Here is a 13,719-nt window from a genome sequence, read left to right on the forward strand (position 1 = left end):
ATTATAACTCCCAGTTACCGCTCTGCGTCTGCAGGCTGTACATATGTGCAAAATTACCGCCTTTTTCAAGTAGCTCCTTCGGACTGCCTTCCTCGATCACGCTGCCATGATCGAGTACGATAATCTTATCTGCCTGTGCAACGGTACGCATTCTGTGAGCAATGACCATAACTGTCTTGCCGCCGATCAGCGCAGATAATGCAGCCTGTACCTTTGTTTCGTTTTCCGCATCTAAAGAAGCGGTAGCTTCATCCAGCAGGATGATCGGTGCATCCTTCAAAAAGGCTCTGGCGATGGAAATACGCTGTCTTTCCCCACCGGAAAGCTCCGCACCGTTTTCACCGATCCGCGTCTGCATGCCATCCGGCAGTTTCTCGGTAAATTCCAGTACATTGGCACGTTTTGCCGCTTCCATGACCTCCGCATCTGTTGCATCCTTCTTACCGACACGGATATTTTCCATGATCGTATTGTCAAACAGTGTCACATCCTGAAAGACGATGGAATATAAGGATAACAAGGCTTCCGGATCTGTTTCTTTCACATTCATACCGCCGACCGTGATACGTCCGCCGGTCGGATCCCAGAAACGGGCAGCCAGTCTTGATACTGTTGTCTTACCACAACCGGAAGGTCCGACAAGTGCTGTTACCTCGCCCTGTTTTGCCGTAAAGGATACATCGGAAAGCACCTGCTCGCCTGTTTCATAAGCAAAACTGACGTGGTCAAATGTAATATCACAGCCCCGGTTGGTCAATTCCTCACGGCCTGTCATCTCATACCCCTCCGAAATCTCATTCATACGGTCTACATTGACAGTCAGTGCATTTAATGCAGCAAGGTTCATCAGCGATCCGTTCATCGGTTCATAAATACGGGATACAAGAATCAGGAATGCAAAGAAAGTGATCACATCAATTTCGCCTTTTGCCAGAAGAGAACCACCGACAAGTGCCACGCAGGCAATGCCAAACTTGAGCAGAAGCTGACCGGAATTGACGATCATACCGGATAAAAGTTCATGTTTCATCGTTGCAGTTTCCGTCTGATCGATCTTTTTAAATAATCCCTGCAGATATCCTTTCTGGGAGTTTGTACTCTTTAAGTCCTTGGAGCACTCGATAAATTCCTGGATATGATCTGCAATTTCCAGTTTTTTCTCTGTCAGATTTTTACCGCTTCTGACCTGAATGCCTTTGGAACCAAATACGATCCAGATCGCAAACGGTAACATCCAGAGTGCTGCCAGTGCCAGCTTCCACTGATAGAAAAACAGGGCGGCCGCAATGATAATGGTTGAAAAGATAGCACCGTAAAACTGAGCAAACTGATGGGAGTATGCATGCTCCAGTGCTGCCACATCCCCTAAGATAACAGTTGTCAGATCTGCACTGTCCTTCTGGTCGAAGAAGGATAATGGCATTTTTCTAAGCTTCTCTGCCAGAGAAATACGTTTGTTACCGGATTCTTTGTACATGGCAAAAAAGGTTGCATTATACTGCATGTAATATAAAACACCGAGCAGTGCAATTGTCAGGATACTGCCAATGAGCAGCAGCTGTGCATGCGCAAATGGTGCATCCTTTAAAATGTCCTCTGCCAGAACATATAACAGACCGGTCGGAAGCATGAGTGCGATGTTGACCAGAATACAGATGCAGACTGATTTTATCATGTCTTTTGCACCCTGCTCTGATACGGCGTATTTTTTCATTAATTTTGCTATCATTTACTGCCACCTACCTTCCACTGGATTGAAGTCTGATAATCATTCCACATCTTCTCGTAAAGACCATGGGCTTCCAGAAGTGCTTCATGTTTACCCGCCTCTTCTATCTTTCCGTTTTCAAATACGTAGATCGTATCAGCGTTTCTGACTGTTGTCAGTCTGTGCGCGATCATGATGACGGTCTTACCGACTGCCATTTCTTCAAATGCCTTCTGGACAAGCACTTCATTTTCAGGATCTGCGTAAGCCGTTGCTTCATCCAGAATGATGATCGGCGCATCCTGCAGGATGATCCTTGCGATCGCCACTCTCTGCTGCTCACCGCCGGATAAGTAAATACCGTCTGTTCCGATCACCGTTTCGATTCCCTGCGGCAGTTTTGCCAGAATATCATCACACTGCGCTTTATGAAGGGCAGCAAGCACTTCTTCATCAGTCGCATTCCTTCTGCCCATGCGCACATTGTCCGCGATCGTACCTGCCAGCAGCCTGCTGTTCTGGAAGACATAGGAGATCGTACTGACTCTTTCCTCCTGCGCGATATCCCGGATATCAACATCACCGATCCGGACACATCCGCTTGTTACATCATAAAATCTTGCAATCAGACCTGCGGCTGTACTTTTTCCACTGCCGGAAGGTCCGACAAAGGCTGTTACCTTTCCTGCCGGAATCTGCAGGCTGACGTGGGAAACAGCATCCGGTAACTCTTTCCGGTAGCGGAAACTGACATCCTCAAAACTGATTCCATATGTCTGTGGGTGCTTAGTCTGCGCAGGTTCCGGAAGCGGTTCGATCGCCATGATCTCGTTAAAACGGGCAATGGCATCCTCAACCTTCATGGATTCCTCTCCCATAAACATGATCTTGGTCAGTGTCGTGGCAATGACCGGTGTAAAGATCACATAAAATACGAAATTCAGTAAAATGTTGAATGCCACATGATCGCCACGATACAGGATCAGTGTCAGTGCAATCAGAAATGCAAAGGTACTGTTTACCATCATCTGGTAGCAGACCATTGGCATACGCATCTCTGTTGTATAATTGATGCAGAATTTATAATAGCTGTCGATGGATGCTTTGAATCTGGAAAAACTATGTACTGTCTGGGAAAATGTCTTTACGACGTTGATACCCCTGACATATTCCACCGCCTCATTGTTCATATTTTCAAGTGCAGTCTGATAATGTTTCATATCCTCCTGCATCTGTTTTCCGGTCATTTTTGTCATGCCTGCCATGCTCAGTACAACAGGGATCAGACAGACAAGACCGAACCGCCAGTTAAATACAAACAGCAGTATGATCATGGCGACCGGTGTCACATAGGCGCCGACCAGATCCGGCAGCTGATGTGCAAGATATGTTTCCGTTGCAGCCGCGGAATCATTGATAACTCTGCGGATCCTGCCCGATCCAAGCTCATCGGCAAATCCGATCGGAAGTTTCGCAATATGGGCAAGCAATTCCTTTCTGATATTCGTTGCCACACGGAATGCACCTGCATGGGAACACATCAATGCAGCGAAATAAAGCAGCATGGAAACTGCCGCTGCAAGTACTGCAAGCCATCCGTTTCCCGCAATATGTGTTGCCTGTTTAAAATCCGGCGCAACTTCGATCACTTCTTTGATAATGCGGAATAAAAACACATAGGTCAGAAGTGCTGCTACCGCACTGAGTCCGGAAAATATCCAGGAAAAGTAGGTACAATACTTATGACCGCCCGCATATCGCATCAGGACACTGAGCGCGCTCTCGTCTTTCTTTTTCTCCATAAACTCTCTCCTCCTTATTAATTCCTTTTCCCGGATATTGTAAAAATATTATCCCTCTATTTCTACTCCAAACAGCGCCAAATGCTCCATTCGTTCACTGGATTTTTTATACTCGCGAGGGCTGCAGCCTACAACAGAACGGAAAGCCGCCGCAAACTTACTCGGATTGTCATAACCGAGCATTCCTGCAATTTCCGCCATACTGTACCTTGCCTCTTCTATGTAATGGATCGCCTTATGCATTTTATAATGCTTCACAAATGTATAATATGGTTTTCCATAGATTTCACTGAAACAACTCTGAAACGTCGTCTGTCCGATCCCATATTTCTGCACGAGCTGTGGAACGGAGAAGCGCTGATCCAGATGTGAAACAACCTCTTTATGGATTGCACGTACCTTATCATAATCCTGTTGTCTGTAATAGCGCTTCTGCATCTTTTCTCCCTCCGGTGTTACCATACAGATCAACAGAAGCAGTTCCAGAATCTTTAACTTCAGATAATAAGTCTCTATCTTCGGATCCACCTGATACATTTCATTCAGAATATGATTGATCTCCGGCAGAGAACGGATGAACATGGCTCCCTTTTCTTTGCGGATCTGCTTTCCGAGAAAGCCAATCTGCTCTGCAGCCTCCGGAAAAACATCTTTTAAATATGCTTTTGCCGTCTCCGGGTCGATCAGAATTTCCACTCCCGCATAAAAACCCAGCGGGAATTCCGGGTTTTCCCGTTTGACACCGACCAGATTTGCCTCTATTTCACCTTCTCCAAGGTAAAGCTGTCTGCCCTCCACTTTACAGCCGAAACGTCCCCGCCTGCAGTGATTGATCTCAATCATATTTTGGGTATCTTCGTTATAATCGGCTTCTACCGCTTCCTGCGAATGGAAATTGTTGTATACAAAGTACACGCCGGGCATGATCGGATGAAACACCATGGAGCTTCTTTCCCCGTTTTCTTCATTTCTTGACAGAATCGTCATGGACGGGGCATTTGCCCGGTCAAAACCTTTGCTGTGTAATTCATCAATGATCTTCATATCCTGTTTCTCCCTTACACCTGTTGCCTGCCTTATTCATCCTTCTGCCACAAAAGCTTTAACAGTGCCTTCTTTTTGGAGAGAAGTGTCATTGCCAGCAGATAGGATAGGAGTACGTAGCCAAAGCTGATTCCGATTGTGGAAACCTTCACAGGCAGACTCATCAGTCTTCCCGATGACTGCATGGCTGACAGAATCATGGAGTAAGCCGTCGCATACCCAAGCGGAACGCCTGCAAGAAATCCAAGCGGCACCAGAATATGATTGGCACGGAAAATAAATGTTCTGATCTCTCTGTCCGTATAGCCCAGAATCGCAAGCATCGAAACGTTTCTTTTGTTTTCTTCCAATATCATGCCTGCCAGCATACTTGTCACCAGAATACAGATCAACACGCCCAGCACCTTTAAGAGCTTCAGCACGATTCCTGCTGTACTTGCCAGATTTTTTGCCTGCTCAATATAATCATCCACGGAAGAGGATTTACTGAGCATTTCGCCCGGAATATCCAGTTTTTCCCTGCTGATGATGACATTGTACTGCTCCACCGGTCTGTCCAGCAGCGCTGCCACATTTTCCTTGGATGTCAGGATAAGTGACATCACATCATTATCCAGAATATCTGTTATTTCGATCGTTGTTTCCTGCAGCGTAACCGTGTCATAAAAGGTAAAGCTGTCTCCCGGCGATATGTGATAACGCTTTGCCGCCGCATTTGTCATGTAATACTTTCCGTATTCGATCTGTTTGCCCGATACCAGTTTCCCGGAAAGCACATCATTGTTCTCCTCATACCCGATCATATTAAACCGGGAGTCGTCCGTCTTTGCGCCAAAGCTGATATCAAAAACAGCCGATCCGCCGTAAGGATTTTCTGTCTGAAAGCTCTTAAATCCATATTCATACTGACCGCCCATCATCGCGTCCGGCATTTTTACCCCGATCAGATTATCATAGGAATCCTGAAAGGAACCCCCCAGCACCACGACAAGTGTTGCGATGGCAATACCGATGACCATCGTCAGGCTTCTTGCCTTGTTCAGCCAGATGGAACGCACCGTATAGATCCAGCCGGTGCTGCGACTGCTGTTTCTGCATATCCAGGCAGTTTTCTCTTTCTTCTGCTCGCGCAGAAGCGGAACAATATCACTTTTCAGACATGCTGACAGCACCAGATAAGATACAAGCCCATAGACAACGATCGGAATCAGCACCGCAACAAGCAGCGTAAGCCATGGCATTTTTACCGTATAATCCAGATACTCGCCATCCCCGAAATAAAAGGCACTGAATGCTTTGGAAAACGGAATGCTGCAAAGAATGCCCAGAATATCTCCACCAACCGCTGGGATCATGCCAAACAGCATATAATGTCGGATCAGCTCCTGTTTCCGATATCCAAGCGTCATCAGTACCGCAATGATCTTTCCTTCTCTCTTGACCATTCTTGATAAGACCATGGCAATGATCACAAGAACCAGCAGCATAATGATCGGACTGTACAGCGAAAATTCCGCCGTCAGATCGTCCGCTTCATGAAAGATCAGACTGATCCTTGTGTTACTTTCCTTTTCGATATATTCCATTGTTTTGTATGTATCATAAACGGCTTTGCGGAAATCCTGTTCCTTTGCTTTGTCCCCATATCGCACTGCATAGTACGTGATCGGATCCGCCAGCTTTTCCATTGCCTGTTTTGTAATGATTCCAATTCCAAACCCATCCTGATCGGGCATAGACTCTGTAAAATCATAAAGCATGACCGCATAATCCGATTTGTTACAGAGACCACTCACACAAAATTTCTGCCCTAAGATTGTGATCTCATCCCCGACTGTGATCCCGTTTGCTTTTGCATAGCGGTACGTAATCAGAATATCCGTATCGCATTGCAGATCCTCTCCCTCCAATACAGAGGCAAGGTCCAGCTTCTCCATCTGCGTAAAAATACGCAGTTTTGTATCCCCGTATGTCAGATCTGTATACTGCTGCTGTTCCAATGTGACCGCATACTGTTCCTCCAATGCCCGGATATCCGCATCTGTCAACGGTGTCTCTGTTTTGAATTCACCGTCCTCGATCCGGTTCTGCGCAAAAAAGCGTTCAAATCTGTCATATAATGTATTGCTGACCGCAAAGGCTCCTACCAGAAGCATAATGGTAATTGCCGTCAAAACAGTTCCCGTCAGATAAAAAGATATATGTTTCCCGATACTTCTTCGTACTCTTCTTTGTAATGTCATCAGATTTCCAGCTCCTCTACGTTTTTCTTTTGCTGTTTCAGGTTACTGATGATCTGTCCGTCATGGATCCTGACAACTCGATCTGCCATCTGCGCAATTCCCTCATTATGTGTGATCATGACGATCGTTGTATGGTAGGCTTCATTCACCTCTGCCAGCATGCGTAATACTTCTCTGGAAGAAACAGAATCCAGTGCGCCCGTCGGTTCATCACAGAGAAGCAGCACCGGATTTTTGATCAGTGCTCTTCCGATCGCACATCGCTGCTGCTGACCACCGGAAAGTTCGGACGGAAAATGTGTGGCATGATCCGTCAGTCCCAGTTTTTCCAGCAGCTCCGAAAGGGGCAGCGGATTTTGAGAAATATCCTCTACCACACGGATATTTTCCCGGACTGTCAGTTCGGGGATCAGATTATATGATTGGAACACAACACCGATCTTTTTTCTGCGGTATTCTCCAAGTGCCTTTCTGGAAAGCTTTGTAATTTCCTGTCCGTCTATCGTAATGCTTCCTGCATCCAGATGATCCATTCCGCCCAGCATGTTCAAAAGTGTACTCTTACCGGAACCTGACGGTCCTAAAATCACGCAGATTTCGCCTTTTTCCAGACTTAGCGATACATGATTTAATGCATACAGCTCGCTTTCTCCTGTTCCATACTTTTTAACGGCGTCTTTCACCTCTATGTACATATTCCTTCCTCCCTCTGTTCGTCTAAATAGTTGTGTCAAATATATGTTAGTGTATTCTAACTCTTATGTCAAATGATTTATCGGATTGCCTGCTTTTAAGCCAAAAAGAGCCGGAATGAAATTCATTCCGGCTCCTGTAAAGCACTCTTATTCGTAATATTATGTATTTTATTCGTAGATCTGGAACATATTCAGCTCGCCTGTCAGCTCATCCGATACCTTGTACAGTCTGCTTGTTGCATCCTTAATCTCACTGATCGTTGCTGCAAGCTCTTCTGCAGAAGCTGCTGTTTCCTGTGTGGCTGCTGCATTCTCTTCTGCGATTGCGGAAAGGCTTTCTACGGAGCTCATAACCTGACCTCTTGCCTGTGCCAGCATTTCCGTATTGGAAGCAATGCTTTCGATGCCATCGATCGTTACCTGTAAGCCACCGCTTACTTTATCAAATACACGTTTGGTTGTTTCCACCTTATCTGCCTGCAGTCCGATGATCGCATCTACTGTGTTCATCGTCTTAACCGCCTGCTCGGATTCCTCTAACAGATTCTTGATAATGCCCTCGATCGTCTTTGCAGATTCATTGGACTGCTCTGCCAGATTCTTGATCTGCTCTGCAACAACGGCGAATCCACGTCCGCTTTCCCCGGCTCTTGCTGCTTCAATGGAAGCATTCAGTGCAAGAAGGTTTGTTTCGTTGGCGATAGAAGCGATCAGCTCTGTTGCCTTATGAATCTCCTGTGCGGATTCATTGGTTGTATTTGTCTGCTGATAGATCACTGCAATCTGTGTCTTTACCTTTTCGGAAATACTCTCCAGATCCTGTACACTCTCAACACCTGCCTGACCTGCTTTCTTCATCGTGTCTGCGTTATTCATCAGGCTCTGTACAGCTTCGTTTGTCTGTTCAATGCCTTCTCCGATCTGCATAACCGCTTCGGATACGGACTGTGTCTCTGTTGCCTGCGCGGTTGCACCGTTTGCCATATCTGACATAGATCTTGCAACATCATCGGATGCATTACTTGTCTGGTCTGTCATCTTTTCAAGCTTTTCGGAAGCTGCCACAATCACATCGGAAGTAGTACCAACTTTGGCGATTACCTTTGCCAGTGATTTGATAACCTGATTCGTATGGCGTGCCAGTGTACCTGTCTCATCCTTACGGGCTGTATCCTTTGGCTGTGCCATAACGGTCAGATTGCCTTCTGCTGCGGAATCCAGTACCTTGATCGTACGGTTCAGGGAATTGACAAATCCCCAAAGTGCCAGTCGGATGGAAATTGCAACAAGGATTACCAGTACAACCATCAGCATGGCAAAATATTTTACCAGTGTCTGTATTTCCTGATCTGAGATCTTTCCTTTCAGAGAAAGAGCTCCGACCATCATTGCTGCTGCCATCGCCACAACAACCGGTACGATCGCTACGAGCAGCATTTTTACCTTTAATGTAAAAAATCTTTTCTTTGCTTTCTGCTTTACTTCATTCACAGATGACTTACTCTCCATAGGTAACACTCCTTATAAACTACTTTCGTCAAATTGTATATGCTATCCCCTATATATACTACATTATAGTAACATATTTACCACAAAAAGCAAAGGACATTTTGGTATTTTCATCACGCTTTCCCGGTCTCAGATGTCACAATACGGTTTCTTCCTTCTGCCTTTCCCCGATACAGAAGATCGTCGGCGTCTTTCACAATCTCATCCAGTGGTTGCTCTCCGGTAACACCCGTCAAACCGAAGGTCAGGGAAACTGAAAATGTCTCTCCTTCATAGGCAAATGTCGTTTCCCTTATTTCAGCTGCAATCTGTTCCAGCTTTTCGTGTGCCTGTGCAAGCGGCAGTTCAAATGCAAGCAGAAATTCTTCACCGCCCCAGCGGGATACCAACCCTTTTTCTTCCATATTTTTCTTAAAAATATTGGATACACTCCTGAGCACCATATCACCACATTCATGCCCATAGGTATCATTGATCCGTTTGAAAAAGTCGATATCACCGATCGTCACAGACAGAGACCGCTGTCTGTTTTCCCTGCACTGTTCGATCATCTTCTGCAGGCTGCTTCTGCAGGCCCGGCGGTTCAAAAGTCCGGTCAGCGGATCCGTCGTGATCATATCCTTCAGGGAACAGCTGACAGTGGCCGCATAGCTTCCCATTGCGCCGATCTCATCCTTCCGGCGCAAGACGGAAACAGGCATTTTTGTAGAAAAATCACTGTTTGCCAGATGCCCGAGATAATCCATGATCGCTTTCAACGCATCTACCAGCTTCTGACTGGCAACAATGCAGCACAGAAGTGCGGCTATGGTCACAAGCAGACTGACTGCCATGGAATTCAGTACATTGGTTCTGACAGATGTCATAACGCTTGCACGTGTTTTACTGGCAAATGCCATTCCCACAACGGAACCGTCTTTATTATAAATAGGCACATAATATCCAAAATAGGTTGTTCCGCCGATAGATATTTTACCGGAAAAATAGTCTTTTCCGTTTTCCAGCACCCAGTGGCTGACTTCTTCATCCGCACTTGTTCCGCTCAGACGTTTTCCCTTTTGATCCGTGAGTGTTGTCAGAACACGCTTGTCGCCGTAAAACAGTGTGATATCCATTCCGTACGACTCTTTCAGGGAATCCACGATCGAATAATCACCGGTAAGTGTAACCTCTCCTTTGTATATGATTCCGTCTTTCTCATACATATCACCCGGTGCGACCAGCGAGTAGGTATTGTAGACCGAACGTGCCGCGATCTTGAGCGACTGGCTGACCTCGTCCGTTGTTTCCCGTATCAATGTCCTTGTCGAGATCAGTGTCAGAACCAGTCCCAGAACCAGAACCGGTACAAGCGAAAATTTCAGTAAAGTGTGTTTCAGACTTGTTTTTTTCGTATTTTCCATATGTATTCCCCCTATTTACTTTTGTTTTCCTGCTCGATCTCCGTGACAAGTTCCTCTAAATACATCCATCTGTCCATTTTTTCGGAAAGCAGCTCCCGCTTTTCGGTCAGCTGCCTGTCCAGCTCTGCCAGACGGACAAAATCTCTTGCTGCCTTTGTATATTCACCTTCCAGCGCTGCAATTTCTTCTTCCAACTCTGTGATCGTATCCTCGATCGTCTCGTATTCCCTCTGTTCTTTATAAGAAAGCTTCTTCCGGTGCTGGCGCACCTCCTGCCCTTTGTTCTCTTTTTCTTCCTTCTCCTGCCGCTGCGTCTTAGCCTGCTCTGTTTTCCGTTCCTCCATGCGAAGCTGATAATCCGTATAGCCGCCCTCATACTGCGTCACGCTGCCTGCCTCCTCAAAAGCAAAGATACGCCGCACTGTCCGGTCCAAGAAATATCGGTCATGGGAAACAACCGCCACGATCCCGTCAAAGCTGTCCAGATAGTCCTCTAAGATCGTCAGTGTACGGATATCCAGATCATTTGTCGGCTCGTCCAGCAAAAGGACATTCGGGGCTTCCATCAATACCCGCAGCAGATTCAGCCGCCGCTTCTGTCCGCCGGAAAGCTTTCCGATCTTGCTGTACTGCAGCTCTGCGTCAAACAGGAAACGCTCACACATTTTCGCGGCCGATACTTCTCCGTCCTTTGTTTTGATAAATTCCGCCGTATCCCTGACATAATCGATCACACGCTTTTCCGGATCCATATAGGCAAGTCCCTTTTCTTTTTCCTGGCTGATCTCCTGTGCGTAGTAACCGATCTTGATCGTCTGTCCGATCTCGATACTGCCACTGTCGGGATATACCGCCGCATTTCCGGTAAGCTGTCCGGCCGCGGTTGCGATCATTTTCATAAGAGTTGTCTTACCACAACCGTTTTTCCCGACAAATCCGACGCGGTCGCCGCGCAGAAACAGATAGGTAAAATCACGTAAAAGGACATGCTCTCCGTATGCCTTGGACAGATGCTGAAGCTCTACCGTCGTCTTGCCCATGCGGGTACTCACACTGCTCATTTCCACATTGCCGGTTTCTTCCTTCAGCTTACTGACCTTCAGATCCTCGAAACGCTCCAGCCTCGCCTTCTGCTTCGTGCTCCGTGCTCTCGCCCCGCGCATGACCCATGCAAGTTCATTGCGCAATATGCTGCGGCGTTTTCTGTCCGCTGCCTGGTCGATCTCCTCTCGCTGCGCCTTCCGCTCCAGAAAGCCCGCGTAATTTGTATCATAGGAATATAATGCGCCTCTGTCGATCTCCACGATCCTGTTTGCAATGCTGTCCAGAAAATAGCGGTCGTGTGTGACCATAACAAGCGTGCCCTTGTAGCCTTTCAGGAAATTTTCCAGCCACTGCGCCATTTCCGCATCCAGATGGTTGGTCGGCTCGTCCAGAAGCAGGATATCCGATTCATGCAGCAGCACATTGACAAGTGCCACACGTTTTCTCTGTCCGCCGGAAAGCTCTGCCACCGGCGTATCATATGCCGTAACGGAAAGCTCCGTCAGCATGGATTTTGCCTGTGCAGTCAGTGCCTGCTGCTCCTGCATGCTCTGTTTGGTATGTGACCGCAGTGCTGCCTGCAGCACCGTATCCTGTGGCTCAAATTCCGGCTGTTGGGAAAGAAGCTGTACCGTCCTGTTCTTTGCCATGATCACTTCGCCCGCATCCGGCTCTTCCAGTCCGCCAAGAATCCGCAGAAGGGTGGACTTTCCGGTTCCGTTAATGCCGATGATCCCTACCTTTTCCCCTTCCTGCAAATAAAAGGAGGCATCCGAAAACAACAGTCTTCCCGTGTATGATTTTGTAATATGATCCAGTGTTACGATGTTCAATGTGTGCCTCCGTATCTGCCTATCTGTATACTTAAATTGCCTTTTTTCGTTTCGTGGATGAGTCCCTGATACACAAATCTGCCATGCCCGCGGACAGAAACGATGCTGCCCTCTTTGCAGATACCGCTGTTATTTTCCATGCATCTGCCGTCCACAAATACCTTTTTCTCCCGGAACAGGAGCAGGCTCTGGCTGCGGGAAAGATGGTACAGTTTGGCTATGATGCCATCCAGTCTGAGAGAGCTTACGATCAGCGTTTCTTCAGTTACCTGTGGCTTACTATGCTCCGGTACTTCCTCCAGTATCCTGCATCTGACAGCCGTATGTCTGATCTTCGTCAGATTCTCTACAATATAGCTGCTTACTTTTGCCAGACAGAACAGATATGCTTTTCCGTCGCTGAGCCAGATATCGCCCAGCGTACTTCTGTCAATCCCAAGATGCATCAGAGCCCCCAGAAAATCCCTGTGTCCCAGATCTTCCGCAAACTTTTTCAGTGCCGGTGCGATCTCTACACACACGATCGGGAACGGCTCTTCATAGCCCAGACTTTCTTCACTGCCGAAACGGATCACGCAGCGTTCGCAGCCTTCACTACCGCCGGATATGGTATATTCCATGCCCGGCTGCCGGGAAAGAAGCTGATAAAACAGATCCTGCTCTGCCAGCGTCAGAAAGCCGGTAAACGTATAATGGTTATTCCGATAAGACTGCTCACTTAAATCCTGCAGTCTTTTTTGTATAAAAATATCTTCGTCTGTCATATTGTCCTCACGCCCTACTTATATACACCATCGTACTACAAACCCGTACCTCTTGCAATCCCTGCAAAATCGTGCTAGAATACGCTCGTTGCGATTCCAGAAACCAAGGTCTATGGAAAAAATACCGAGTGTTCGAGACCTTCCACTCGTAAAACAAAACTAAAGGAGATATCTTTTATGAAAAAAATCAATTTTCTGACGCAGGCCGCTATGATCGCGGCACTTTACGTCGTCCTGACACTTGCCATCAACGCATTCGGTCTTGCCAGCGGTGCCATTCAGGTGCGCATGTCCGAGGCACTTACGATCCTGCCTTATTTCACGCCTGCTGCCATTCCGGGGCTGTTTATCGGCTGTCTTTTAAGCAACATCATCACCGGATGTGCGCTGTTTGACATCATCTTCGGCAGTATTGCCACTCTGCTCGGTGCAGTCGGTACTTATCTGCTGCGCAGACACAAATGGCTTGCTCCCGTTTCCCCGATCATTGCAAATACGATCATCGTTCCATTCGTACTTTCTTATGTGTATGGTACGCCGGGAACCATCCCTTACCTGATGCTGACAGTCGGTATCGGAGAAGTGCTCTCCTGCGGCGTTTTGGGCATGGTGCTTTTATTTGCACTGAATAAATACAGAACGACGCTTTTTAGCATAGATGCATGACATTACGG

The 13,719-nt window shown here is 47.0% G+C and carries 10 protein-coding genes; 1 reads left to right on the plus strand and 9 read right to left on the minus strand.

Features of this window, described 5'->3' with window-relative positions; all coding sequences use genetic code 11:
• Position 1 precedes the first annotated feature (1 nt).
• The 9 genes from KQI22_RS01925 to KQI22_RS01965 form a co-directional block, all read right to left on the minus strand.
• Positions 2-1,729, minus strand: a complete 1,728-nt coding sequence (locus KQI22_RS01925; protein ID WP_216550398.1) for an ABC transporter ATP-binding protein — start codon at positions 1,727-1,729, stop codon at positions 2-4.
• On the minus strand, positions 1,726-3,510 hold the full coding sequence (locus KQI22_RS01930) for an ABC transporter ATP-binding protein (protein WP_253293466.1): 1,785 nt from the start codon (positions 3,508-3,510) through the stop codon (positions 1,726-1,728). The genes KQI22_RS01925 and KQI22_RS01930 overlap by 4 nt, the downstream gene beginning before the upstream one ends.
• Before the next feature lie 48 nt (positions 3,511-3,558).
• Positions 3,559-4,554, minus strand: a complete 996-nt coding sequence (locus KQI22_RS01935; RefSeq protein ID WP_216550399.1) for a helix-turn-helix domain-containing protein — start codon at positions 4,552-4,554, stop codon at positions 3,559-3,561.
• A gap of 32 nt (positions 4,555-4,586) precedes the next feature.
• Positions 4,587-6,797: an ABC transporter permease gene (locus tag KQI22_RS01940; RefSeq protein WP_216550400.1), complete on the minus strand. Its 2,211-nt coding sequence runs from the start codon at positions 6,795-6,797 to the stop codon at positions 4,587-4,589.
• Positions 6,797-7,492 carry an ABC transporter ATP-binding protein gene (locus KQI22_RS01945; protein WP_216550401.1) on the minus strand — a complete coding sequence of 232 codons (696 nt, stop codon included), beginning with the start codon at positions 7,490-7,492 and terminating at the stop codon, positions 6,797-6,799. Before KQI22_RS01945 ends, KQI22_RS01940 begins: the two co-directional genes overlap by 1 nt.
• A 168-nt stretch (positions 7,493-7,660) precedes the next feature.
• Positions 7,661-9,001, minus strand: coding sequence for a methyl-accepting chemotaxis protein (locus KQI22_RS01950; RefSeq protein ID WP_216550402.1), 1,341 nt, complete (start codon positions 8,999-9,001; stop codon positions 7,661-7,663).
• 113 nt (positions 9,002-9,114) lie between these two features.
• Positions 9,115-10,404 (minus strand): diguanylate cyclase, encoded by a 1,290-nt coding sequence (locus KQI22_RS01955; RefSeq protein WP_216550403.1) that lies wholly within the window; start codon positions 10,402-10,404, stop codon positions 9,115-9,117.
• 11 nt (positions 10,405-10,415) lie between these two features.
• Complete coding sequence (locus tag KQI22_RS01960) at positions 10,416-12,281, minus strand: ABC-F family ATP-binding cassette domain-containing protein (protein WP_216550404.1); 1,866 nt, start codon at positions 12,279-12,281, stop codon at positions 10,416-10,418.
• Positions 12,278-13,045: a YlmH family RNA-binding protein gene (locus KQI22_RS01965; RefSeq protein WP_216550405.1), complete on the minus strand. Its 768-nt coding sequence runs from the start codon at positions 13,043-13,045 to the stop codon at positions 12,278-12,280. Before KQI22_RS01965 ends, KQI22_RS01960 begins: the two co-directional genes overlap by 4 nt.
• A 177-nt stretch (positions 13,046-13,222) precedes the next feature.
• On the opposite strand from KQI22_RS01965, the gene KQI22_RS01970 reads away from it, so the two are divergent.
• Positions 13,223-13,711 (plus strand): QueT transporter family protein, encoded by a 489-nt coding sequence (locus tag KQI22_RS01970; RefSeq protein WP_216550406.1) that lies wholly within the window; start codon positions 13,223-13,225, stop codon positions 13,709-13,711.
• Positions 13,712-13,719: the final 8 nt, after the last annotated feature.

It is taken from the genome of Kineothrix sp. MSJ-39, from assembly GCF_018917935.1.
GTDB lineage: Bacteria > Bacillota > Clostridia > Lachnospirales > Lachnospiraceae > CAG-194.

Excerpts from the sequence above, each read along its gene's own strand:
- KQI22_RS01935 (WP_216550399.1), bottom strand. The coding sequence starts at position 4,554 with ATGAAGATCATTGATGAATTACACAGCAAAGGTTTTGACCGGGCAAAT.
- KQI22_RS01950 (WP_216550402.1), bottom strand. The coding sequence starts at position 9,001 with ATGGAGAGTAAGTCATCTGTGAATGAAGTAAAGCAGAAAGCAAAGAAA.
- KQI22_RS01955 (WP_216550403.1), bottom strand. The coding sequence starts at position 10,404 with ATGGAAAATACGAAAAAAACAAGTCTGAAACACACTTTACTGAAATTT.
- KQI22_RS01965 (WP_216550405.1), bottom strand. The coding sequence starts at position 13,045 with ATGACAGACGAAGATATTTTTATACAAAAAAGACTGCAGGATTTAAGT.
- KQI22_RS01940 (WP_216550400.1), bottom strand. The coding sequence starts at position 6,797 with ATGACATTACAAAGAAGAGTACGAAGAAGTATCGGGAAACATATATCT.
- KQI22_RS01970 (WP_216550406.1), top strand. The coding sequence starts at position 13,223 with ATGAAAAAAATCAATTTTCTGACGCAGGCCGCTATGATCGCGGCACTT.
- KQI22_RS01925 (WP_216550398.1), bottom strand. The coding sequence starts at position 1,729 with ATGATAGCAAAATTAATGAAAAAATACGCCGTATCAGAGCAGGGTGCA.
- KQI22_RS01945 (WP_216550401.1), bottom strand. The coding sequence starts at position 7,492 with ATGTACATAGAGGTGAAAGACGCCGTTAAAAAGTATGGAACAGGAGAA.
- KQI22_RS01930 (WP_253293466.1), bottom strand. The coding sequence starts at position 3,510 with ATGGAGAAAAAGAAAGACGAGAGCGCGCTCAGTGTCCTGATGCGATAT.